At 43.2% G+C, this 23,985-nt stretch carries 26 protein-coding genes; 2 read left to right on the top strand and 24 right to left on the bottom strand.

Annotation, left to right across the window (positions count from 1 at the left end):
- Positions 1 to 157: 157 nt before the first annotated feature.
- The 3 genes from ACRRU2_RS19070 to ACRRU2_RS19080 form a co-directional block, all read right to left on the bottom strand.
- Positions 158 to 1,285, bottom strand: coding sequence for a response regulator (locus ACRRU2_RS19070; RefSeq protein ID WP_432504125.1), 1,128 nt, complete (start codon positions 1,283 to 1,285; stop codon positions 158 to 160).
- Complete coding sequence (locus ACRRU2_RS19075) at positions 1,266 to 4,301, bottom strand: ATP-binding response regulator (protein WP_432504127.1); 3,036 nt, start codon at positions 4,299 to 4,301, stop codon at positions 1,266 to 1,268. Before ACRRU2_RS19075 ends, ACRRU2_RS19070 begins: the two co-directional genes overlap by 20 nt.
- Positions 4,302 to 4,507: 206 nt before the next feature.
- A complete protein-coding gene (locus tag ACRRU2_RS19080) occupies positions 4,508 to 4,861 on the bottom strand; it encodes a VOC family protein (protein ID WP_331699044.1) in 354 nt (117 codons plus the stop codon).
- A gap of 121 nt (positions 4,862 to 4,982) precedes the next feature.
- Between ACRRU2_RS19080 and ACRRU2_RS19085 the strand changes: the two genes are divergently transcribed.
- On the top strand, positions 4,983 to 5,906 hold the full coding sequence (locus ACRRU2_RS19085) for an alpha/beta hydrolase (RefSeq protein WP_331699045.1): 924 nt from the start codon (positions 4,983 to 4,985) through the stop codon (positions 5,904 to 5,906).
- Between the two features lie 163 nt (positions 5,907 to 6,069).
- Here the strand turns inward: ACRRU2_RS19085 and ACRRU2_RS19090 are convergent, their stop codons facing one another.
- The 6 genes from ACRRU2_RS19090 to ACRRU2_RS19115 form a co-directional block, all read right to left on the bottom strand.
- On the bottom strand, positions 6,070 to 6,183 hold the full coding sequence (locus ACRRU2_RS19090) for a hypothetical protein (RefSeq protein ID WP_432504173.1): 114 nt from the start codon (positions 6,181 to 6,183) through the stop codon (positions 6,070 to 6,072).
- 125 nt (positions 6,184 to 6,308) lie between these two features.
- Positions 6,309 to 6,695, bottom strand: coding sequence for a VOC family protein (locus ACRRU2_RS19095; protein WP_331699046.1), 387 nt, complete (start codon positions 6,693 to 6,695; stop codon positions 6,309 to 6,311).
- A gap of 300 nt (positions 6,696 to 6,995) precedes the next feature.
- Positions 6,996 to 7,406: a carboxymuconolactone decarboxylase family protein gene (locus tag ACRRU2_RS19100; RefSeq protein ID WP_331699047.1), complete on the bottom strand. Its 411-nt coding sequence runs from the start codon at positions 7,404 to 7,406 to the stop codon at positions 6,996 to 6,998.
- A 208-nt stretch (positions 7,407 to 7,614) separates the two neighbouring features.
- Positions 7,615 to 8,619 (bottom strand): sugar-binding transcriptional regulator, encoded by a 1,005-nt coding sequence (locus tag ACRRU2_RS19105; protein ID WP_432504131.1) that lies wholly within the window; start codon positions 8,617 to 8,619, stop codon positions 7,615 to 7,617.
- A 49-nt stretch (positions 8,620 to 8,668) separates the two neighbouring features.
- Positions 8,669 to 9,337 (bottom strand): hypothetical protein, encoded by a 669-nt coding sequence (locus ACRRU2_RS19110; RefSeq protein ID WP_432504134.1) that lies wholly within the window; start codon positions 9,335 to 9,337, stop codon positions 8,669 to 8,671.
- A gap of 21 nt (positions 9,338 to 9,358) precedes the next feature.
- Positions 9,359 to 10,297: a DMT family transporter gene (locus ACRRU2_RS19115; protein ID WP_432504137.1), complete on the bottom strand. Its 939-nt coding sequence runs from the start codon at positions 10,295 to 10,297 to the stop codon at positions 9,359 to 9,361.
- A gap of 125 nt (positions 10,298 to 10,422) precedes the next feature.
- On the opposite strand from ACRRU2_RS19115, the gene ACRRU2_RS19120 reads away from it, so the two are divergent.
- Complete coding sequence (locus ACRRU2_RS19120; protein ID WP_432504139.1) at positions 10,423 to 11,811, top strand: PLP-dependent aminotransferase family protein; 1,389 nt, start codon at positions 10,423 to 10,425, stop codon at positions 11,809 to 11,811.
- An 88-nt stretch (positions 11,812 to 11,899) separates the two neighbouring features.
- Here ACRRU2_RS19120 and ACRRU2_RS19125 read toward each other — a convergent pair whose 3' ends face one another.
- The 15 genes from ACRRU2_RS19125 to ACRRU2_RS19195 all read right to left on the bottom strand — a co-directional run bounded on the left by ACRRU2_RS19125 (position 11,900) and on the right by ACRRU2_RS19195 (position 23,632).
- The gene (locus ACRRU2_RS19125; protein ID WP_432504141.1) at positions 11,900 to 12,877 is read right to left on the bottom strand and encodes a tRNA dihydrouridine synthase; all 978 of its coding nucleotides are present in this window, start codon (positions 12,875 to 12,877) and stop codon (positions 11,900 to 11,902) included.
- Between the two features lie 24 nt (positions 12,878 to 12,901).
- Positions 12,902 to 13,606 carry a demethylmenaquinone methyltransferase gene (locus tag ACRRU2_RS19130; RefSeq protein ID WP_432504144.1) on the bottom strand — a complete coding sequence of 235 codons (705 nt, stop codon included), beginning with the start codon at positions 13,604 to 13,606 and terminating at the stop codon, positions 12,902 to 12,904.
- A gap of 121 nt (positions 13,607 to 13,727) precedes the next feature.
- The gene (locus ACRRU2_RS19135) at positions 13,728 to 14,297 is read right to left on the bottom strand and encodes an SF0329 family protein (RefSeq protein WP_432504146.1); all 570 of its coding nucleotides are present in this window, start codon (positions 14,295 to 14,297) and stop codon (positions 13,728 to 13,730) included.
- A 270-nt stretch (positions 14,298 to 14,567) separates the two neighbouring features.
- Positions 14,568 to 14,897 carry a metal-sensitive transcriptional regulator gene (locus ACRRU2_RS19140; RefSeq protein WP_331699155.1) on the bottom strand — a complete coding sequence of 110 codons (330 nt, stop codon included), beginning with the start codon at positions 14,895 to 14,897 and terminating at the stop codon, positions 14,568 to 14,570.
- 126 nt (positions 14,898 to 15,023) lie between these two features.
- Complete coding sequence (locus ACRRU2_RS19145) at positions 15,024 to 15,269, bottom strand: glutaredoxin family protein (protein WP_331699054.1); 246 nt, start codon at positions 15,267 to 15,269, stop codon at positions 15,024 to 15,026.
- A gap of 135 nt (positions 15,270 to 15,404) precedes the next feature.
- On the bottom strand, positions 15,405 to 16,400 hold the full coding sequence (locus ACRRU2_RS19150) for an NAD(P)/FAD-dependent oxidoreductase (RefSeq protein WP_432504149.1): 996 nt from the start codon (positions 16,398 to 16,400) through the stop codon (positions 15,405 to 15,407).
- Between the two features lie 33 nt (positions 16,401 to 16,433).
- Positions 16,434 to 16,667, bottom strand: coding sequence for a ferredoxin (locus ACRRU2_RS19155; RefSeq protein WP_331699056.1), 234 nt, complete (start codon positions 16,665 to 16,667; stop codon positions 16,434 to 16,436).
- A gap of 122 nt (positions 16,668 to 16,789) precedes the next feature.
- Positions 16,790 to 16,996, bottom strand: a complete 207-nt coding sequence (locus tag ACRRU2_RS19160) for a heavy-metal-associated domain-containing protein (protein WP_331699057.1) — start codon at positions 16,994 to 16,996, stop codon at positions 16,790 to 16,792.
- A gap of 29 nt (positions 16,997 to 17,025) precedes the next feature.
- Positions 17,026 to 17,646: a nitrite reductase gene (locus tag ACRRU2_RS19165; RefSeq protein WP_331699058.1), complete on the bottom strand. Its 621-nt coding sequence runs from the start codon at positions 17,644 to 17,646 to the stop codon at positions 17,026 to 17,028.
- A gap of 32 nt (positions 17,647 to 17,678) precedes the next feature.
- Positions 17,679 to 18,551 carry a hypothetical protein gene (locus ACRRU2_RS19170; RefSeq protein ID WP_432504152.1) on the bottom strand — a complete coding sequence of 291 codons (873 nt, stop codon included), beginning with the start codon at positions 18,549 to 18,551 and terminating at the stop codon, positions 17,679 to 17,681.
- Between the two features lie 31 nt (positions 18,552 to 18,582).
- Complete coding sequence (locus tag ACRRU2_RS19175; RefSeq protein ID WP_432504154.1) at positions 18,583 to 21,015, bottom strand: heavy metal translocating P-type ATPase; 2,433 nt, start codon at positions 21,013 to 21,015, stop codon at positions 18,583 to 18,585.
- 29 nt (positions 21,016 to 21,044) lie between these two features.
- On the bottom strand, positions 21,045 to 21,245 hold the full coding sequence (locus tag ACRRU2_RS19180; RefSeq protein WP_331699061.1) for a copper ion binding protein: 201 nt from the start codon (positions 21,243 to 21,245) through the stop codon (positions 21,045 to 21,047).
- Positions 21,242 to 21,577, bottom strand: coding sequence for a metal-sensing transcriptional repressor (locus ACRRU2_RS19185; RefSeq protein ID WP_432504156.1), 336 nt, complete (start codon positions 21,575 to 21,577; stop codon positions 21,242 to 21,244). Before ACRRU2_RS19185 ends, ACRRU2_RS19180 begins: the two co-directional genes overlap by 4 nt.
- A gap of 114 nt (positions 21,578 to 21,691) precedes the next feature.
- Positions 21,692 to 22,024, bottom strand: a complete 333-nt coding sequence (locus ACRRU2_RS19190) for a metal-sensitive transcriptional regulator (RefSeq protein ID WP_331699156.1) — start codon at positions 22,022 to 22,024, stop codon at positions 21,692 to 21,694.
- Between the two features lie 168 nt (positions 22,025 to 22,192).
- Positions 22,193 to 23,632 (bottom strand): MFS transporter, encoded by a 1,440-nt coding sequence (locus ACRRU2_RS19195; RefSeq protein WP_432504158.1) that lies wholly within the window; start codon positions 23,630 to 23,632, stop codon positions 22,193 to 22,195.
- Between the last annotated feature and the right edge of the window lie 353 nt (positions 23,633 to 23,985).

Here is a 23,985-nt window from a genome sequence, read left to right on the forward strand (position 1 = left end):
ATCCTTCATATTTCTAATTATTCAGTTCATCCATTGCTACCAAACGCTGCCTCCCGTATACGAAATATTTGAATACGATATGTAGCTTAATGAATCATAATGGACAAATACTGAACAAATATTAAAATATAAAGTCTTATTGGACGCTTCTCCTCATTTACATGCCCGAAGCTTCATGGCCTTTCATATACTCTTTATATAACTCACTCATTTTTTCGGGTACCGGAATGTTTAACTCCCCCAGCAATTTTTCTTGTATCGTTTCGTAAAATTGATAGCATGCTTGTTTTTTATTTTGCTCAATTAGAAATTGCAGAAGCAAAAACATATACTGCTCATTATATTCCTCTATTTCCAGCATCTTTTGTAAACAGCTTAATTTCAATAATGGATTTATTCCCTTCGTGTCCGCCACATAGGACTCCAGCACATTTACAACCGTTTGTTTTAACCGAAGTCTTATTCTGATTGCCCATGAATATTCTTCAGCTGCTAGAAAATCATCCTCATAGCAATTTAAAATTTGTTGGATCGACTGTTCATCATGCTGCTCCCTCTCTATCAACGCTAACAATTGCTCGTAATCGCTGCCTATTTTCATTGACAACTGATAGTGATTATTAACCAGTAAAATGGGATTGTCACTTCCATACTGCTTGAGGGTTTTTCTTAATTGATATATCGTGGTGTGAAGATTTACACTCGCTCTTTCTGGTTCAACCTCTGGCCATAAATTTTCCATAATGACGACATTTAATAACGGCTTTTTTTGATGAAGCCATAGAAACAAGAACAGCTCGCTTACTTTTTTTGTGCGCCACTTCACCGTTTTTTGCTCAGTATCCAATAATTGAAAGCCGCCAAATACACGAACATAGAGATTTGCATCTATAATGTCAGTCTGTGTTTCCCTACGCGAGTCGTAAATTTGCTGTGCTTTGATCATCGCCTTTTCTAATCGCTGCTCGTGAACCGGCTTTAACAAATAATCTGTAGCTGCAACGTCAAATGCGTCCACCGCAAACTGAGAATGTGCCGTTACAAAAATAAGTTGTATCTGTGGATATTTCGCTAACATTAATTTTGCAATCTGCAATCCATGAACATCAAGCATCTCCATATCTAGAAAAACAAGATCTATTTGTTCCCGTTCAAAAAGATCAAACGCATCCATAGCATCAGTAAAACTTCCTTTCATGCAAATCGAAAATTGTGTTAGCTCCTCTAGCACAATTGTCAATACATCAATTGCTAGCTTCTCATCGTCAATGATGACTATGTTCACTCCGTTCATCTCCCGGCAATAAAATAATGACCGTCGTTCCTTTTCCTTCTTCACTATATAGACGCAAACTTGCACTTTTGATTAGCTTGAACTTTTTCAATGGATTTTTTAGACCAATTCGCGAATGGTCCCCACCCACTATTTGCTGCAATTTATCATTGGGGATTCCTACGCCGTTATCGTCAATTTTAATACGAATCAGCTGTCCATCCCGCTTAATACTAATTTCAACCGTGCCTCCTTCTTTTTTCTTCGAAATTCCGTGAAAAACGGCATTTTCAACTAAGGGCTGAAGAGACAATGCTGGAATTTGTATATCAATTAATTCGTCAATATCATAAATGACAGTCAACCGATCATCTAATCGCATTTTTTCTATATAAAGATACGCCTTTACAAGTTCAATCTCCTCAGAAATAGAAACCATACTGTTACGATAATGAACATTTAGCTTCGCACGAAAATAAGTGGATAAATAGTAGAGTGCTCTCCTCGTACTTTTGATATCTTTATAACTTAACGCAATAATTGTATTTAGTGTGTTATATACAAAGTGAGGGGTCACTTGGGCGTACAAATAATTCATTTCCTCCTCTATTGCATCAATAGAAGATTGACGAACTGCCAGCAATGAGCGAATACGTACCAGCAAATCCTCGGACACGATCGGTTTTAACAAATAATCATTCGCCCCGCTATGCAAAGACAGCATCAGATCTGAATGCTGCATAATCGATGTTAACACAATAATTGGCAGCTCTAATATATCGTGATATTTACGTACCTTTTTACATAATTCATAGCCTGAAATCCCTGACATCATGTAATCGATTAACATACAATCAACTTTATGTGTATTTAAAACTTCCAAGGCATCATAACCATTATCAACTGCTATAAATGTATATCCACTTTGAGTTAATGCGTCAGCAAGCTGCTTAATACTCGCATGATCATCATCAACCACTAAAATAGTCTGTTCATTCCCCTTATAAAAGAGCGGCAATTGTAGCGAATGCAATGTGTTGTCTGTTGTAGAATCAGTAAACTCATCGATCCTGGCAAGCGGCATCGTGAAGGTGAATACCGAACCGACACCAAATATGCTGGTGACATCAATTTGACCGTTTAGCTTTTCAACAATATTTTTAGCAATACTAAGCCCTAATCCAAAGCCCCTTCTTTCATTCTTCACTCTATAAAAGGAGTCAAAAATATATTCTAGTTCTTGTGGAGGTATCCCCGATCCTGTATCGCTGACTTGAATGACCATATGTTCCCCGCGAACCTCTGCAGTGACCTCAATATGGCCTTCGGCAGTATGCTGCAGCGAATTATACAGTAAGTTGTAAAGCACCTGCTTAAACCGCAATTCATCCGTATACATCGCAGGTAAAGAATCATCAACCGCACTAATAAGTCTTATCGGCCCATGATTCGACAGCAAGCTTTGGATTTCATTAATGACTTCATTAATGACTGCAATCGGCACAGCCCGTGGAGCGACACTCACTTCACCTGCCATATGATTGGATGAGAACAATAAATCCTCTACTAAAAAACCTAAGCGTTGTGTGTCACTATGAATAGATATTATATTTTCTTGCTGCTCACGTTTTAATGGACCCTTGGTTCCTTCCATTAAAGATTTGGATACATTTAATATTCTATTTAAAGGTGCCTGTAGCTCCTGTGACGTTTTTATTAAAAACTCATCCTTCAATTGGCTATTTACATACAGTTCTTCCGATAATTTTTGCGTTTTGCTAAAGGAAGCATTTGCTCTAAAGCTAAGCAGTGACGCAAAACTGTAGAGTACGAGTACAAATAACAGTAACTCGCTATAATTCATAGGCAGATCAAATAAAAACTTAACAACCATTAAAATGGAATAGCAGCAAAGCGATACTAAAAATATTAAAATATAATGCGCGCCTTCTACTTTTTTCATGAGTACACGAAATAAAACAAATAAATTGTAGAGTACCACTGGAATAATTGCACTTACATAAATAAGCTGAAGTAATACAATAGCTCCTGTCCCATTATTGCTAAAAGGATCTGTAATCGCATATATAAAGAAAACAGTGCCAAGTAAAACATTAATTCTAATAATCGCCCGTTTTTTAATAAATTCTGGATACATCGCGTGTACAAAATAAGTTAAGCTGGCAGCTACAAGAGGTATAATACCAAGCTGTAATCGTATTTGCTCCGAAACTCCCAGTGATGGCATAAATTGAAAAAATATTTTTTGATTGATAAATGACATGTAAAGACCTAATAATAAGATGAACAGTCCAAAAAACAACTCTTCTTTTCGTTTTCGATTTTGATTATAGGAGATTAAATAAATGAGACCAAATATCATATAGCCGATTGATACCAGAGCATCCAATAACAGTTTTTTATTGTAATGATTTTCGATGGCGCTTTTTGTGCCAAACTCCACCTGAAAAAGAATGCCTGCCTTTGAATAATTGTAATTGGCTACATGAATGACGATATCAAGCTGCTTATTTTCACTTACTGAATAAACTGTGTATTTATCTGCATTTTCAACACGAAATGTTTCAAGTGTAGGACTTGGATTCCCTTTTGCACCAACTTCTTCTCCATTTATAAAAATGCGATTGGCTTGCCGTATTGTACGAATGTATAAGCCGTATTGTCCTTCGACAGGTACTTCTACAAGGAGATGATACGTTCCAACAGAGAGCCCTTCCTCATTTGGTTCAACAAAGCTATTCCACTTGGAAGGTACATTAAGAGCTGCTCGTTGTTGTTCAAATTCTCTCATCTCCCTACTCGGGGGGATCAACACATTGGGATAAAATGCCCACTCTCCATCCAATTTTATAATGGACCGCTTCTCTAATTGCCCAATATCAATGGTGGCAATACCATCCTGAACAACTGATTTATGCTCAATATGAGAAAAGTTTTGATTACCCAGGTAAAAGACAATCGTAAATAGCGTAATAATCACTGTAATCAAGCTTATATTTCTTTTCATGATTAAGCCTCCTGATTTTTATGACTACTCTATCCTATTCGATATTCTCTGGACAAAATCTGATCAATTATAGTCATAACTTCAATATATCACGGCTCAATTTTCACTACCAACATTGGGTCTCTCTCAAATATTCTATAAAAAAAGAGAGCGTCCGATGAAGGACTACTCTCATAACCACCAACAAAACCGTCCATATACGCTCTTCAATGTTTATGTGCTAGAATATTGACAAGCTTACCAAAAGGGTCGCGGACAAAAAATCGCCGGACGCCCCAAGGCTCATCCACAAGCCCATATTCGATTGAAAATCCGGCATTCTTCATTCGTTCAAACGCAGCATCGACATCATCAACTTCAATCGATAGATCAGGGGTAATCGTATCAGATCCCCCTTGTGAAGCAATACTAATTTGAATGCTCATCTTCTCATTCGAACCATAAGTTTTAATCCATCCATGATCCATTAACAATTCAAGACCAAGCACGTCATGGTAGAAGCGTTCGGCTTCCGCGATATCCTTCGTATTTATATTGGCAACGATTCGTTTGACCTTCATTTTCAACCCTCTTTTCTTTTTGATGAAACATAACTACATCTTTCACGTATATCCCTTTAGTTTCATATTTTACAGATAAATGATAGAGAATCCTATAGACTATTTCGGAGAGGTCATGTGTATGCTGGTTTTGAAAAAAAGAAAGTGGGTTTTATGGTTATCTGTTTTAATTCTTATCATCGCCCTCCCAATTACAATTTTCATGCAAATAATCATTCATTCTAATGTACCAGAGCTTGCAGAAGGAAGCATTGAGCAGCGATATGCACAGCAAGGAAGCTATCAGGTAAAGGTAGAAGAAGTTAAGAGTACCATCGGAGAGGCTTTATTTAGAATATACTACCCGGCATTTCAAGGTGACGAAGCATACCCTATTATTTCTTGGGGGAATGGAACAGGCGCCACGCCGGATCGTTATGATGAGCTCTTAACCCATCTTGCTAGCTGGGGGTTTATTGTAATAGATTCCTATAGCAAGACAACAGGAACAGGCAAGGAAATTGTGGAGGCTATTGATTATTTAAGAAATGAAAACCAACTGGCAAACAGCTTGTTTTACCAAAAAATACAAATGGAGCATGTTGGTGCAGCTGGACATTCTCAAGGGTCTACCGGGGTCATTAATGCGCATACCAACTATACAAGCGGATCGTTGATTAAAACGGTTGTATCCATCGCTCTCCCGGATTTGAAGCATTGTGATCCGGAAGATGTGTACGATACTGCACGTATTACCGTTCCTTTCCTCATTATGGGCGGTACACGAGATTTTTTAATCTCACCGGTATCAACAAATCAATTAGCCTTGCATAGTACGAACGCAAGCACGCCTGTTATGATGGGGATGGCAAAAGGCGCAGCCCATACAGCGATTGAAGGTAATGGCGGCAATCATAGGGGTTACTTGACGGCATGGATGAGATATCAGCTGCTTGATGATCAGGAAGCCATGAAGGCATTTCATGGGGAATCTTCCGAGATGATGCATAACACAAATTGGGTGGACGTTATACAAGCAAATATGGATGATAAGGTACATCATTAACAAAAACTACTCCCTAGTGGGCAACCAGCACTCCACATATGCGGGGTAGCGAGGGTGCTCTGGCGTACGTCTGACTTCCGAAGGTCTTAAAGTACTTCCTTATGCAAAAAGTGGATGTAATAAATATCAGAAATTGCAAATTCAAATTGATGAATTACACGGACTACAATCGGGATTCCTCTTTTACATTTAACCCTGCTTCTTTTCGTAAATTCCGTGAATCAATGTTTCCATACTCCATCAAAACTTTATAGAGATGAAAAGCCGTTCTGGAAATATGACCATCATTATATCTTTCTTCAACCGTTTTTGTTCAATGTAAGTATTGGGTAGAATCTTATAGTTCTAAACCAATTCTACAAATTCCCTATAATTTAATACTTCCATTGTCTGCAACACCTTTTATTCTATTGGAATTTCGTGATACAACTCGATTAAGTTTCCTGCGGGATCTCTGAAATTAACGCTTCTTATCCCATATTGTCTAGAAATCGGCTCCGACATAAAGATGACTTTTTCCTTCAGTTCAAGAAATGCCTTGTCTACATCATTCACCTGAAAGACAATTACTGCCCGATCATTAAAATGATCGTTTACAGAATAAGAACAGTCAATCGCATCAGCCATGGATTTTCTATCATAAAGAGCGAGTGTGGTATTACCTGTATTGAAATCGGCATATCTGCCCTCTTCTGTTCCCCAAATGGGTTCAAATCCCATCACATCCCGGTAAAAAATAAAACATTCCTTAAAGCAATCCACGAGCAAGCGAGTATGGGTTAACTCCATTTCTAATCTCCCCCTGACCTTAATCATTATTACAATTCAGTACTTATTCGATGTATATAGGTTTTTCCCTCTTTTTGGTTTTGTTACAAAAAATACGAAAAGAGGCTGATCCTCACGGACAACCTCTTTTTCTTCATCACAGAGCCAAGGGATTTTAGCATTACTGTCACATCTCATCTGTTTGTTACGAACCATCAATATTAGGCACTCCACATGTGTGGGGTGCGTGATATTGAATGGAAAAATATTGAACTTTAAAGTACCCTGCAAATAACTACTTAATTAGTATGCCCCTAAACCTTATAATGCACTTGTATCTACTTTTATTCCCTGCTCGTCAAACACTCTCTGGGCGGCTTTCAATGCATTCAACACTCTTGGGAATCCAGTATACGGGATGAGATGTACAATACAACCGACAATTTCCTCAGAGGTTAAACCAACTGCTAATCCGGTTCTTACATGCATTTCAATTTGCGGTGTTCCTTGAGCAACAAGGGCGGAAATGGTTGCAATCACTTTTTGCTTTTTATCTAATCCAGGACGTGCATAAATATCCCCAAACGCGAATTCAACAATAATTTTCTTTAAATCAGGAGCAATATCTTCAAAAGCCTCTCCGATATCCATATGACCCGTTGGCTTTTCTTCCGTCGGTATAGTAAACTCCTTTATCGTTTCAATACCCTTTTGATAGCGATCATGTACCATGATAAAATCCCCTCCATAAATGTACGTTTATTTAATGCAAAGAGTGAAACATATAGTAACATCAAATTGCATTATACCATCTTTATAGTTAATGATAGTAAATGACATCGGTTGGTGAACTTATTGGAAGGGAAAGCCCTGTTCAATATTCCATTCGTTGATGCGACAGCTCCCAGAAGCATGTCATACCTGCGAATTTTTATTATTGCTATGCCATGGCGGTTGTCGACACCTCCCCAGATGACCGGGCAGGATGGTTGTGTTGCCAATCGAGCAGTCGTTTGGCTGTGTCCATATCTGTAACGAGCACATCCAGGCACTTACTCCTGAGGGCGGCGGAAATCGCTTCGACTTTGTCGTCACCAGCGGCGATGGCAATCACGTTCGGAATAGCCTTAATATCGTCTATCGTAAGCCCAATCATCCGTGCTTCCCTATCGTCATGCACTCTTTTCCCGTTTTCATCTAGGAATGACGTAGAAATATTGCAGACCGCACCCTTCATTTGCACCCCCTTCAACTCTTCGTCACTGAAATATCCGGAACGGACGATCATCGCCTGTTCCGTAACCTGACTGATCCCGATTAGCGCTATCGATACCTTCTTGGCAGCTTCCAGCACGTCGAAAATTCCCATTTCGTTCAGAAAAAAATCTCTGACCTGAGCTGACGTGACAACAGCTGGCGCATTCAGCAGCAGATGGCGGGAATTAAAGCGTTCCGCGAACACACGCGCGTTCGAATTGGCATGCCAAGCTCCGCCGTCCGAGCCAAATCCGCCGATCATCGGTACGAACTTGACATCTTTCCTGCCGGTGCAATGCAGCTCATTGGCGACAGACGCGATCGTTCGTCCAGCCGTGATACCGACAACGTCGCGATCCTTGATCACACTTTCGAGCAGTGCCGATGCGGTGCGAGCGACATGCAGTTCAATCATCTGTTGGTCAGCGTTCGGAATATGTACGACGATGACATTGTGGATGCCGAACGTCTCCGCGATGGCCCTCTCATATGCCTGCTCCTCCGAGTACGGATTGCGGATACTGATTTGCACGATGCCTTCCGACTTGGCGGTTGCAAGCATTCTGCTGATCTGCGGGCGAGAAATGCCGATACGATTCGATATTTCCTGTTGATTCATCCCGTCCATGTAATACATCGTGCTGACCTTGACCAACAGCCTCGTCTTCACTTGACTCGCATCATTCACTATTTGTCGTGACCTCCTTCCTCTTGAACATTCGGAATACGTACAGAGATCAGTCAAATACCTGTAGTAGCTCTGTTTTTGAAGAAGGCGATAAGCTGTGAATGCTGTTCTCTAAATTCTTTAAATTCTTCTCAATATAATCCGAATCGATACCCGGCGGCGCATAAATCGAAAAAAGAACCTTTGTAGTGGATTCGGTAATACGACTTCCATAGTCTGGTCCTCGTAAAATGCTGGATATTGCACCCGTTTGGTCACATAGTGCCATATCTCCCTGATCTGCGGTAGCTTTTTTACCAGAAATAGATCGATAAGCCTCCATGCCAGTTGCAGATTTTAGCAGCAGCGGAAATTGCAATTGGTCTAGGTCATAACCGGCAGTAAGCAGCATACTGTCAAGTTCCGAAATAAACATCGCTTGTAACAGTCCTGACTCGGAATGCAAGTCTTTTTTCCCTTTTAGTACGGATTCCAGTTGTGCCAGAAGATGATAGCTGTAACCGAATTTCTTGTAATAAGCAACGTACGCCTGGACAGGGTGGATCTCTTTCAATTCTTTTCTGTCCAGATGCGAATACTTTTGGCGTAATCTATCAACGACTTGCACCAATTCCTGTTCTTCATATGAGCCAGAATAGGATACTTCCCGCATGATCAAGATCCCCATTTTTGTCCCAGGATAGGTAGTTGTAATGCTTTTATCAATTGAAAACATCATATCCTCCTACATGTTTATCGTTTATTGACCAGTTGCCTGCCGATGCGGTTGCCGCTGCCGATTTCCGATCATCAGCATACTGGAAATAATCAGGAATCCCCCGGCCCATTGCGCATAGCTAATTGCTTCTCGCAATAATAATAGGGATAAGAGCATCGAGGTCAAAGGAATCATCCCGGAAAAGGCGGCGGTCGTATAAGCATCACAGTGTTTGACGCCGGCATAGAAAAACACAAAAGCCAGCGCGGTTACAATCAGGCCATACCATATTAATGCCAGCCATTCATTAAGCCCAATCATCTGCAATGCTGCAAAAGGTTGTTCCATCAAAGCCGGAATGATCGACAACACAAAAGCGACTGCAGATACGATCAGCGTCTGCACCATCGGATGAATGGGTATGCCTGTCTCATATAGCTGCTTTGCCCTGTGCCTTCTCGAAATGATATTAAAGGTAGATTCACTGGCCATAGCGCAAAGGATGAGCACATTCCCTCCTAAATGCTCTGCCGAAAAGGCAGCGGAATATATGTTTACTCCCGCTAACAGAACAATACCCATGACCGTACAGGCAATACCCGCCGCAGTCCAGCCGGAAGGCATTTCCCTCAGGACCAAGTAAGCCAGCACAGCTGTAATTGCAGGTGCGGTTCCGGTTAAAATTCCAGCTTCAACCGTACTTGTCAGGCTAACGCCCGACAGCAGGAAAATGCGAAACAAGAAGATGCCAAAGATGGCTTGCAGAATAAGCATTTTCCAATCGCCGTTCTTGAGCAGGCGAATCGTTTTCACTGTTTCGGCCCCATAGAATGGCGCTAAACATAGAAGCATGATTCCCAAACTAACAAAGGTCACCGTAAAGCTGCCCAGCGTCTCGGAAAGGATATAGCCTGTAATAACCGAAGTGCCTGCCAGTGAAAAGGCAAGCAGCAAATAAATTTTTCCCTTGATCTTGTTCATCTCCAACCTTTGCCAAGATATTTGATTAAAGCAGACTGCCAAGTATAATTATGTTGTACGAACTGGATTGTTCATAGTGCCAGTATAACCATTATTTTAGGGAGCCAGTTGGAAGGAGCATTCACATGTGGGGAATAGAGTTGCGTTATAAAGATGAGATCAGCTTGTCACGCCAAATATTTTTAACACTAAAGCAACGTATTTCGACAGGTCAGATCGCGCAAGGCGAAGCTCTTCCTTCTACACGCGAGCTAGCAAAAGGTTTGGGCGTTTCCCGAAATACGATTTGTGAGGCGTATGATATGTTATGGACGGAAGGCTTTATTGTCAGCCGTCAGGGAGCGCCGTCGCGCGTCGCGGAAGGGCTGCATATTACGCCAAATAAAACCGTTCTGATACAGAAACAAAAACCAGAACGGACGCCGATCCGCTGGGACTTTAAAACAGGGAAGCCGGATTTAACCCTTTTCCCCTGGCAGCTTTGGAGTCAAATGATTCACCGGGCCACAACTCATTTCCCTGTTCAACAATTAGCCTACGGCAGCCCGAGAGGATATGAGCCTTTATGCGAGGAAATCGCCCATTGGCTGCTGCGCAGCAGAAGTATGGAAGTCGATCCGGAGGATATCTTTATTACATCAGGCGCTACACAGGCTCTTCGTCTGCTTGTAGATATTCTTAATAGGGATGGACATGCCTTTGCCCTGGAAAACCCGTCACATCAAGCAATCCGCACCGTCATAGAAGGCAAGGGCTCCCCTCTGCACTGGATGCCGGTGGACAGTCAGGGCGCGGATATTTCCTTGCTTCATGACCACAAGCTTTCGGCAGTCTATGTCACTCCTTCCCATCAATTTCCGTTAGGCGGCATTCTTCCTGCCGGGCGCCGCGCTGCATTGATCCGTCTCGCAATCGAGCAAGATTTTTATGTGATTGAGGATGATTACGACAGTGAATTCCGCTATTCCGCCGCTCCGATCAGTCCGATTTATGCCATGGATTCGTCTCGCGTCATTTATGTAGGTACGTTCAGCAAGACGTTATTTCCTGCTCTACGGTTAGGATTTGCGATTGTGCCCAAGCCGCTGCAAGCGAGTTGGAAGCATCACAGGATGTATATGGATGTGCAAAATCCCATTCTGGAGCAAGCCGTGCTTGCTGAATTTCTAAAGCAGCGAAAAATGGATAAACATGTCCAGCGAATGCGGCGAGTCTATGGTGAAAAAAGAAGGATATTGCTGCGTGCTGCCCAGCACCTTTTCGGAAGCTCAGTCCGGCCTTGGGGGGATGCCTCCGGCTTACATGTGGCGCTCCAGTTTCCGGGGAGGGCATTCGGGGAGCAGTTTGTACAGGATTGCAGGGAAGCAGGCATCCGATTAGCTTCGGTATCGCAATATTGCCCCATTCAAAACGATCATATCGATAAGCTTCTTGTAGGCTACGGGCATTTAAGTCATATGCAAATTGAGGAGGGGATTGAGGCGCTGTACCGTTACTTAGCAACTGCGACTTAAAACTATAACGGAACTGTGGAAACTGTCGATTAATTGTGGGCAACAAGCAATAGTTGCCCACAATTAATCGGCAGCTTCCTGAGTTCCTTTAGCTTTTTTCGCTGCTAACATTCTTTTCAAAGCTATCAAGCAGTGCACGTACTTCATCTGTTGACTTTGTACTCATCATCTGATGTCTTAATTCGCTAGCCCCGCGAAAGCCTTTGACATATACTTTGAAGAAGCGCTGAAGCCCTGACATTGCACGCGGCAGCTCTTCGATATATTGATCATGAAGATCAAGATGCAATTTAAGAAGATCCAGGTATTCTTCCGGACTATGCTCCTTTGCTTCTTTTTCAAAAGCAAACGGATTATTAAATATTCCACGACCAATCATCACGCCATCTATTCCGTATTGCTCCGCAAGCTTTAGCCCTGTTTCACGGTCGGGAATGTCTCCGTTAATGGTTAGAAGAGTATTTGGTGCTACATCATCTCGTAACTTTTTGATTTCTGGAATCAACTCCCAATGCGCATCCACTTGACTCATTTCCTGCCTTGTACGTAAATGTATGGAAAGGTTCGCAATATTCTGTTTTAATATATGCGTGAGCCACTCCTGCCACTCGTCTACATCCTTGTATCCAAGTCTTGTTTTCACACTTACTGGCAGTCCTCCGACTTTTGCTGCTTGGATAATGTCTGCTGCAACATCAGGGCGAAGAATAAGGCCGCTTCCCTTCCCCCTTGATGCAACATTTGGAACAGGGCAACCCATATTGATATCTATGCCTTTAAACCCCATCTTCGCCATCCCGATACTCATTTGACGAAAATATTCAGGCTTGTCCCCCCAAATATGTGCAACCATCGGCTGTTCATCTTCTGTAAACATCAAACGTCCACGCACACTTTTATGTCCATCTGGGTGACAATAACTCTCTGTATTTGTAAACTCGGTAAAAAAAACATCAGGTCTGCCTGCTTGACTTACCACATGGCGAAAAACAACATCCGTCACATCTTCCATTGGTGCAAGCACAAAAAATGGTCGTGGCAAATCACACCAAAAATTTTCTTTCAATTCAAGCTCAAATCCTCTCACTATCTATTTTATAGCCATATGCATGGCTGCGACGCCGCCACTATAGCTTTTTACATCTACTTTGGAAAATCCCGCTTCTAAAAACATTTGTTTAAGTTCTTTTTTATTAGGGAAATCACGAGCTGATTCTTGTAACCACGAATATTCATCGTAACTTTTGGCAAAAAACTTTCCAAGCAAGGGCATAATAAAACGCATATAAAAAAGGGAAAGTTGTCTATACCCAATTAATGTTGGTTGGGATGTTTCTAAACAAACTACTTTTCCGCCTGGTTTTGTTACGCGATGCATTTCCCTTAACACAGTTAAATATTCTGGTACATTTCTTAAACCGAAACCAATGGATACATAATCAAATAAATGATCTTCAAAAGGGAGTTCCATGGCATTACCTTGGATAAATGTAAGTTGCTTTAAAGCTCGTTGCTCTTGCTTATCTTGTGCAATCTTGAGCATGTTTTCGCTAAAATCTAATCCAATTACTTCTCCGCGCTTTCCAACAGCATCTGCTAAAGCAATCGCCCAATCCCCAGTTCCTGTGCATACATCAAGAGCTTTACTTCCTTCTTTAACATTCATTTGTTTCATGACATCTCGACGCCATGCGATATGTCTCTTAAAAGTGATGATAGAGTTCATCGAGTCGTATTGAGTCGATATCTTTTCAAATACACGATGAACCCTTTCCGTCTTTGTTTGTTCAGACATATAATCCCCCTCTTCCACGAATGCTATATCAAAAGAATACAAATATACCAGCCATAATTGCACATTCTATTATGAACGTTAGTTTAGGAAAGTATGATGAAGGCGAAAAAGTTATTTATTTTCAAAACGTACTACGCCGTAGCTCATAAAAATACTGCACAACCGGATGCTTTAACTTCATCTTCTCGGACATATTTAAAATTCGTTTTTTTCCAACTCTTCTGTCCACCAAAGCTAGAATATTCAATAAGATATCATTGCTCTCTATGCTTTCCTCAATAGAAATGGATAAAAACTTATTGGCTGCAACGATAAAATTCGATTTACTTAATGATGTCTGTGCCGACAAAAGCTCCTTTGCATATTCTGATATTTTTCTACTTCTTGCAATTACTTTTAGACGATCCTCCGGAACCATCCCTTTGGTTTCTTTTCTAACGGCTTCAATTTCTTCATTATTGATAGGAATTTGGATATCTGGATCACTTTTAATCTCCAGTTCCGTCTGATACCATCTGATTAAGTTAGTTACATCACTCATATTTAGTACGTTCTTTTTATCTACTGTAATATAACAATTTCCCGCTTTATCAGGTAAATAACGGTAGCTGGTTGCACGGTATTCAACCCTTCCAATTAAAGCAGGACAAAGAAAACTCTCCAAATTTTGTTTCAATTTACTCCAGGACATGTACTCCACCTTGTTCTATATTAATAACTACCTATTGAGGCAGTCTCTATTATCCATAATACAATAACCTACACACAATTCTCTATGTTCGAATAAAAATACCATTGATTTAAGCACTGTTGCCTTTTAATCGTTGGTAAACGTGCAGCGATTCATGCATTCGCCCAACACAATAACGGATCGCAATGCCTTGTTGAATGAACCATTCCGATTTTCAGTTAAAGCTAGAAACAAATAAGGAGAGACAATCGATGATGTCTCCCCTTTCTGTTATTTAATTAGCTTATTTACAGTGGTCAACAATTCATCCAAAACTTCACGATCGCCTTCTTCTATCCGTTCAATAACACAACTTCTTAAATGATGTTCCAGCAGTTGTTTTCCCAGCCCATTAAGAGATGCATGGATCGAAGAGATTTGATGTAGCACATCATCACAATACGTATCTCGTTCGATCATTCCCTTCACCCCGCGCACTTGCCCTTCGATACGATTCAATCTTTGAATCAAATTTTTTTTTGTTTTTTCGGAATGATGACTCTTCCGCTCTGTGGAGGATGTATGGTCGCATGAGGCGGTCTCATGGTTGGTATTACTCATTGGAATCAGCTCCTTCTTATTAAACATTAACATCCCCCCTCCCCCTATGTAAAGGGGAACCAGACGTATCGTAAATAAGACATTGCGGGGAACTGGTTACTGGCGTGTATTCACTGGACAGTCAACTTATGCATTTTTCAACAAACCGCTTATTTCATTGAGATTTTCCGCAAAGCCGACGAACACTTTATCGCCAATCACAATCGTCGGCACAACTTGTTTTCCGGTCAGGTTCCAGACTTCTTCTGGATATTTAGGATCTTCTTCGCAGTTTAAATCCGTATAAGGGATTTCATTCTCTTTGAAGTAGCGTTTGGCGAAATTACAGTCACTGCAGGTTGGGATTGTATAGATTTTTACGGGTACTTCCATGTTCGATACACTCCTCACTTATCGATTATTTTCCAGTTGCAAATGTAAATGATGCTTTAAAATGACTTGCTGTATTTTCCTTTTCATAAACTTTTCTTTCGAACCGGCCTATTCGAAGGAAGATACCGTTCCTGCTTACATTTTCATATTGCTGCTATGCCCAGGTGAAAGTTTGGCTTCCGGATCAATGTAAACTTTGGCATTGTTAATGGCAGTCGGCGCTTCTCCGAAGCCAACGGCAATCAGCTTCAGCTTGCCTGGATAAGTCGAGATATCTCCGGCAGCGAAGATGCCGGGTATGTTCGTCTCCATTTTCGTATTGACAACGAGCGAACCGCCTTCGACGACAAGTCCCCAATCTCGGATCGGTCCCAGTGAACTAACGAAACCGAAATTGATGATGACTTCATCAACATCGACCAGTGTCTTCGTTTGGGTCTTCACGTCGGTCAGCACAACCCGCTCGATGCTTTCATCTCCATGCAGCGCCGTGATTTCGGCAGGCACGACAACATTGACTTTTGACTGCATAAGCAACTCGACGCTATGCTCATGGGCCCGGAATTTATCACGGCGATGAACGAGCGTCACCCGCTCTGCGATCGGCTCAAGCATCAGCGACCAATCCAATGCGGAATCACCGCCGCCGCTAATGAGCACTTTCTTGCCGTGGAATCGCTCCAGATCGCTGACGAAGTAATGAAGATTCGAATTCTCGAAACGCATCGCTCCCGGCAGTTCCAACCTGCGCGGCTCGAAGGCACCGACACCAGCAGTGATGATGACGGCTTTCGCCTGGTGAATGGCGCGATCCGTAACAATCTCAAAAGACCTTTCACCGAGCTTGCGCACAGCCAGCACCTTTTCCTCGAGTCTGACATCAGTTCGGAACAACTCCATCTGTTTCTTTAAATGATCGACAAGCTCCTGGGCTTTCACTTTAGGGAAACCGGCTACGTCGTAGATATTCTTCTCTGGATACAAAGCTGCGAGTTGGCCGCCGAGCTGCGGCATACTTTCTATTAGTGTAACCGACATCTGTCTCATGCCGCCGTAGAAGGCGGCGAACATGCCAGCAGGACCGCCTCCAATAATGGCTACGTCCGAGTTCGAGATCATTTTTTCGTACATTCTTTAGTACCCCCGAAGTATTTTTTTCTTCTTTTAGTAAAATGGCTTATCAGAAATCATGATCGAATCAGTGGGGCATCCGTCTAGCGCATCTTGCAAGTCATCCCACAAACTTTCGTCGATCGCCGATATCCCGCGATTGTCGTCTCCCTTGAATATGACGTGGGCCAAGCCTTCATCATCGTAGTCGAAAATATCGGGTGCCGCCGCTCCACATGCTCCGCATGCAATGCATGTGTCCTTGTCCACGCATGTATATTGGGCCATCTTATACGCTCCTTCGCGTTTTTCTCCAGTATGATTTAACAAACCCGGTCAAAGCTCGACCGGGTTTCCTCTTTTAAGCGCTAAATTTTCCACAAAGCCGATGAAATCGTATTATCGATATATTATACCAAAACGGCATTATATCCTTTTTTTTGAATAGCTTCCTGAATCTCAAAAATTTGAACTTTGGCTTCGTCAAACCGAATATCTACCGTGCCCTGCTCAAAATTAACGCGACCTTCAGCGCCGATTGCACTGATCGCGCCTTCAATTTTCGGAACGCAAGAACGGCAAGTCATGCCCTGTACTTGGACGGTTGCTTCCTTCACTAGTTTTCACCTCCTTTCTTTGGCTTCCTTTATCCTGAAATTTGTTGCAACTGCTCTAACGAGATCCGATCTACAAATTTTTTGAACTTTTCTTTACCTTTAGCATGTTCCTTATAATAATCAATGATGGCCGTAATGGCGGGAATAAGTTGTTCTTCTGTGACTCCCTCGCGAAGCAACTTGGCGAAGGAGGTTTTAAGCCCCTTCGATTCACCGCCAACATAAATATTAAACTTATCACGCATTTTGATAACGCCGATATCCTTAATGAGCGGTTCACTGGTACCTAATGCGCATCCGGCATAGCCGATCTTTAACGGTGTAGGTGTTTTAATGCCAGCTATTGCTTGATTCAAGGCTTTGGCCGTTTCAAGCCCCGCTTCTTCGGCACCTTTACAGAAATTGCAGGCAATCAAACTCTTGGTTACAAATCCGGCAGGATTCACTTCAAGACCATTACGCTCAAGTTCTTCCTTGATGGCTTCCCTTCGTTCGATCAGCACTTCTGCATACAGCTGTTTGAAGGTGGTCATTTCCACCTTCGCATCTGTGCCTACAATAGTGCCGATTTGGACAAGTTGGTTTGGCGTGAATAAGCTGCCGCCAAGTTGTATCGCTGGACTTATGGCAATTTTCACTTTTTCACCCACTACTATCTACTCCTCTGTTCAAACTTAACGAATCACTTTATATCAACTACGAAAGGTACGGTGAACACTTTTCCTTGATGTTGAAATTGTCCCCAGATTTTATACGTACCGCTTTTTGGGAAGGAAGTCATAAACTCAGCCTTTGGTCCAGTCGACTTTTCGTCCAACGGATGGACATGGAGGTATTTCTCCGCGTCATCCGATAAAACAACGACGTGACCAACAGCGCCCAAATATTGCTCCAGGTTGCTGATCCCTTTATTCGTTTGCACATCTGCAATATTAAACGTTAGCGTGACTTCGTCTTGTGCCTTGGTGCTACTTAACGTAAGCTCGACTTCTTTGCCATCAACAACTTTCACAAGCTTTTCGTCTGCATTGATAGCTTCGTGCGCTTTTTCTTCCCCTTCTACCTTCACCCATTCACTGAGTGTAGTGCTCGAGCCGCCCTTTGGAACGAAATCCACAAAGAGTTTGTAGTCCCCGCCTCCGGGAAACGATGTATCAATAGAAAAATTTCCGTTCCCATCAAACTCAGGGTGAATGTGATTAAAGTAAGAGAGGTCATGGTTAACAACGATGAGATGCAGCAATTTTTCATGACTTAATTCATAATCATTGACCACATTGCCTTTGGAATCGGCGATTTGAATGTCCAATTTTGATTTTTCGTTTGCTTTTGCTGTTCCTGAAGCGAATGAAAAAGATGGCTTGTAGTTGTCTGCTGGTTGTTCACTAGCACCGTGTCCGCCATGCTCACCATGTCCTGTACTTGGAGCTGCTGAATTTTCTTGATTCTGATTGGTACCTCCACTTGAATGTGCGTCTTCATTGGGGGTCCCGCAAGCAGACAATACCCCGAAGGCTAAAACACCTGTTAAAATAAGTATCATTTTTCTCTTCATCAGAAAATTCCGCCTCTTTTCAAAATCATTTTTAGTGTCGCACTTTCACCCGCTGTAAACGGAGTGCGTTGAGGACAACGGAAACCGAACTCAGTGCCATCGCTGCACCAGCAACCCACGGCGCCAGCAAGCCGATCGCAGCAATCGGAATGCCTAACGTGTTATAACCAAGCGCCCAAAACAGGTTTTGCTTAATATTAGTCATCGTTTTACGACTCATGAAAATCGCATCAGGAATGCTTGATAAGTCGCCGCGCATCAAGGTGACATCTGCCGCTTCCATCGCCACGTCTGTCCCTGTGCCGATTGCCATGCCAATGTCTGCTGTTGCGAGGGCTGGTGCATCGTTGATGCCATCTCCGACCATCGCCACTTTTTTGCCTTGCGCTTGCAATTTTTTCACTTCTTCCGCTTTTCCTTCAGGCAGAACTTCAGCACGTACATGGTCGATACCGACTTGGGCCGCGATCGCCTTCGCCGTCCGTTCATTGTCGCCTGTGATCATGATGACTTGAATGCCCATCTCCTTCAGACGGCTCACTGCTGCCTTCGACGTTTCCTTAATCGTATCCGCCACCGCAACCATACCTGCATACCGGTTATCAATCGCAACCAGCATGGCGGTCTTGCCTGCTTCTTCCAAACGAGACATCGGTCCGTATGCCGCCTTCGCATCGACTTCGTACTTTTCCATCAGCCGGCGTGTACCGATTAGCAATTGTTTCCCTTCGACAACCGCCTGGATTCCAAATCCCGGAATCGCTTCGAAAGACTCTGTTCTCGGCATCTCAATATTTCTTGCCTGAATACCTGCCACAATCGCTTCCGCAAGCGGGTGCTCCGAATTTTTCTCCGCCGCCCCGATCAGTCTGAGGAATTCCGCCTCGCTGCCTTCGGCTAAAACATCTGTCAATTCCGGCTTGCCTTTCGTTACTGTGCCGGTTTTGTCGAGAATGATCGCATCGATCTTATGCGTCTGCTCCAGATGCTCTCCTCCCTTGAACAAAATACCGAGTTCCGCCGCGCGTCCCGACCCCGCCATGATCGATGTCGGGGTTGCCAGTCCCAGCGCACAGGGGCAAGCAATGACGAGAATGGCGATTGCTTTTTCCAAAGCGCCTGCAAAATCGCCTGGGGTGACAAAAAAATACCATACTAGGAAAGCCACTACTGCTATACCCACGACAATCGGAACAAATATCCCGGAGATAATATCCGCTACCCGTTGAATCGGCGCTTTGGAGCCTTGCGCTTCTTCCACGACCTTAATAATTTGTGCAAGCGCCGATTCTTTGCCGACTTTCGTTGCTTTAATCCTAAGCATGCCGTTTTTGTTGATCGTGGCTCCGATAACCGCATCGCCGGCTCTTTTCTCTACCGGGAGACTTTCACCCGTGAGCATCGATTCATCTACCGACGACACGCCCTCAAGCACTTCTCCATCCACCGGTATTTTATCTCCCGGACGGACAAGAACGACATCTCCTGCAATAACTTCATCAATCGGAATCGTTAGTTCTTGGCCATCACGAATGACCAGGGCCGTTTTCGCCTGCAGCCCCATTAACGATTTAATCGCTTCAGAGGTCCGGCCTTTCGCGTTTGCTTCAAACAGTTTCCCCATAATGACCAGCGTAATCAGAACCGCACTTGTCTCGAAGTACAAGGAAGGTCCATGATGCATGCTGTCGCCCATCGCAAACCAATCGAGAGTCAAGTACAGGCTGTAAAAATAAGCAGCCGAGGTTCCAAGTGCAATCAGAACGTCCATATTCGCACTGCGATTGCGCAGCGCCTTATATGCGCCTACATAAAATTGTCCACCAATATAAAATTGCACCGGAGTGGCCAAAATGAGTTGAACCCAAGGATTCATCAGGAAATCCGGCATGTACATCCATGAGGTGAACGAAAAATGAGCCACCATTGTCCATAACAATGGTAAGGAGAAAATCGCCGAAATGAGTAATTTCTGTTTCTGCCGACGTATTTCATTCAGGCGATGGTCGCCTGTGCTTTGATTTTCCTGCTTGACCAAGGCTTTATAGCCAAGCTTTTTGACTTTGCTTTGCATATCCTCGATCGAGACTTCGCCTGATGAATACTCGACGCGAGCCGTTTCCATCGCAAAGTTTACAGTGGCGCTTGTCACGCCCGGCATCTTGCTTAGTCCTTTTTCGATTTTGTTGGCGCATGCAGCGCACGTCATGCCTTCGAGGTTAAATTGTGCAACTTCCGTTACCGTACCATATCCAAGCTTTTTAATGGTTTCTTCCAAATTCTTTCGATCCAATTTTGCTGGATCGTACGTTACGTTTGCTTTTTCCAGAGCAAAATTGACGTTGGCTGAGGAAACCCCCTCCATTTTATTAAGGCCCTTCTCAATTCGATTTGCGCACGCTGCGCAAGTCATACCCGTAATTTGCAATGTTGATTGCTTTGTCTGGGCGGCTGTAGCTTCCACAAAATTTCACTCCCTTGTCGTTGAATGACTTACACCACTTCGTAACCCTGATCTACGATGGTTTCCTTAATCAGCTCGATCGAAATTTGATTTTCATCGAACGACACATCCACCAAGTTGTTCTTCAGATCGACCTTTCCTTTCGCCCCGATTTCTTTAAGCGCTCCCTCAATGGAATTGACACAGTGCTGGCAGCTCATACCTTCAACTTGCAGTGTTATGTTTTTCATTTCCCCTCATCCCTTCTCTTCACTAAAATGTTTAATGTTAGTAGCATTTCATCCGCGATCGTATCATTATTCTTTAGGCCGGTGTTTGCTGCGTATGCTTTCAGGTGATGCGACAAGAGCACAACTCCAACTGCATTCAAGGCAGAATGGACAGCCTCAAGCTGATTTAAGATTTTATCACAGTACTCATCTCGCTCCACTTGCCTCCGTATCCCCCGGACCTGCCCTTCAATTCGATTCAATCTTAACTGAATGGAAAGCCGTTCCTTCGGAGTCATGTAACTTGATTCTTGATTTTTAGGAAATGATGCCGTCGACTCCGTCTTATTCATTCCCATCACCTCACAATTAGTATACCCTCCCACCCTATATCAAGTTAATATTTTTTACTGTACCCCCTCTCCCTATATACTAATTCAAAGAAAAAGCAGCAGACGCTGCCCAACTTACTTTATTAACTTGTTCATGGTGACCATAAGCTCTGTTAACACTTCAGAGTCCCCTTCCTGGATCCGCTCGATAACACAGCTTTTCAGATGATACTCTAATAAAAGCTTTCCGACCCCATTCAAAGCAGATTGTACTGACGAGATTTGGTTCAACACATCGTCACAATACGTATCTTTTTCAATCAGCCCTTTTATGCCGCGTACTTGCCCCTCAATCCGATTCAATCGGTTTATTAAGCTGTTTTTCACTTTATCCGAATGATGACTTTTTCGTCCATCTCCGTTAATCGAGCAGCAACTCAAATCATTTTCACCTTCATGCTCATGCATTTCTGTATCCACGTTCATATGATTCGCCTCCTCGATCTTTATTATACTATACCCCCACACCCTATTCAATATGCACTATTCAAAATACCCATTAGGGATTGGAGAAAATTATTCAGCGGAAATCTCCAGCCAAACTATTCGTTTGGCCGGAGATCTGTCGTAATCACATTACTGCCGGACCGTTTGCCTCCCTTGCTTGGGCGAACGGATAAAGAATAATGCCAGAATAGCCCCTGCAAAGGCCACTACACCGGACCAAAAAAATACTTGATGAAATCCGGCATTCAAAGCTGCTATTGAATCAACTCCTCCTTGGGAAGCTGTTGTAGAAGCGGCGATCGCAACCATAATGGCCAAGCTAATTGCCGAGCCGATCTGGTAACTGGTATTGGCCAGGCCAGATGCCAGACCCGCCTCTTCCGGTTTCGCCCCTGACATGGCTGCCATCGTTGCAGGGACATAAGCAAGAGACATGCCCAACGCCCCCAATAACGATGCCGGGAGAACGTTCGCGACGAAAGTGCCGTCTATAGGAGTATTTCCCGAGAACCACATCATTGACGTACCAAGAGCGATTAAACCGATCACTAAATTAGCTTTTATGCCAAACTTTCCGATCAATTTGCCTGCAATGAACATCATGACAATCGCAATCAGCATCGTCATCGGAAGCAAAGCAACTCCACCGGCAAAGGCGGAAAATTTCAAAACCTGCTGCATGTAAAGGTTGAGAAAATACCAAAGTGGAATCCATCCTCCGGAAAGCATGAGGAGCGCGATATTTCCGGCAGCCAGATTTGGCGCTCTAAATATTCGGAGCGGCACGAGAGGTTCTTTTTTAACAGCCTGAAGAATGAGAAAGAGAATGAACAGACCCGCTCCCGAAATGATGGTCCATAGAGTGGACGGCGATCCCCATCCATTATGTTCTGCAGTTACAATGCCGTATACAACCAATATTAGAGCAGCTGTGACGAAGATGGAGCCCACGACATCAATGCTTCCTTTTCGGCGCTGCCCTTTCGACAATAGGGACGGAGCTATCAATAAGGCCAGAATACCGACTGGAACATTGATTAGAAACGTCCACGTCCAACTCAGCCATTCGGTAATTACTCCTCCAAGAAACACGCCGGCAGATCCTCCTGCCGCTGCTGAAGCACCCCAGAAGCCGAGAGCCTTGCCCAGTTCCTTCGGGTTTCCGCTGAACAACATCATGACAATCGTCAAGGCCGACGGTGCAATTAGCGCCGAGCCAAAGCCTTGCAATGCGCGGCCAACATTAAGCGCTTCGTCATTCCATGCCAAACCTGCAAGCAAGGAGGCTAAGGATAGGATGGAGAAACCCCACATGAAGATGTTTCGTTGACCGAATAGATCGGATAATCGGCCACCCAGCAGCAGCAAGCCGCCAAAGAAAATGACATATGCGTTAAATACCCACTGCAAGTTTTCCTGCGAATATCCAAGTGCTTCTTTAATGGCCGGTAATGCTACCCCAATAATCGAGGTATCCATAATGACTATAAAATTGGCAAGGCAAAGCAAGGCCAATGCTTTCCAACGCTTAGGATCAGGTTGCGATAAAGCCTGTGATTGCTTAGACATATTTAAATCCTCCACCTAACAGAATTATCCGAAGAACGCCTCCCAGTCGATCACCTCGTGACGGCCGTCTAAAACGAGGGGACTGAATGCCATATTTCCCCGAATTCGTCTTCATTATAGTATAGCCCCCCACCCTATTGTCAAGATCATTTTTTTATGCTTACAAATGGATTACTGGATTTTCTAAGGTTTCCTACTCGACATTATTTCAATTTTTCACGGTAAGGATCTAATGGCAATCTTCGCCGTTAGGTTTTTCTCAAGAATTCCAAGAGAAGCTTCTCCTTTTGGTCACTTGCATAAATACCCATAAATAGGGAAATGAATACTTGTAGAAAACCCATACTCTGGAG

The sequence above is a fragment of the Paenibacillus sp. GXUN7292 genome (genome assembly GCF_050864975.1).
Classification (GTDB): Bacteria; Bacillota; Bacilli; order Paenibacillales; family Paenibacillaceae; genus Pristimantibacillus.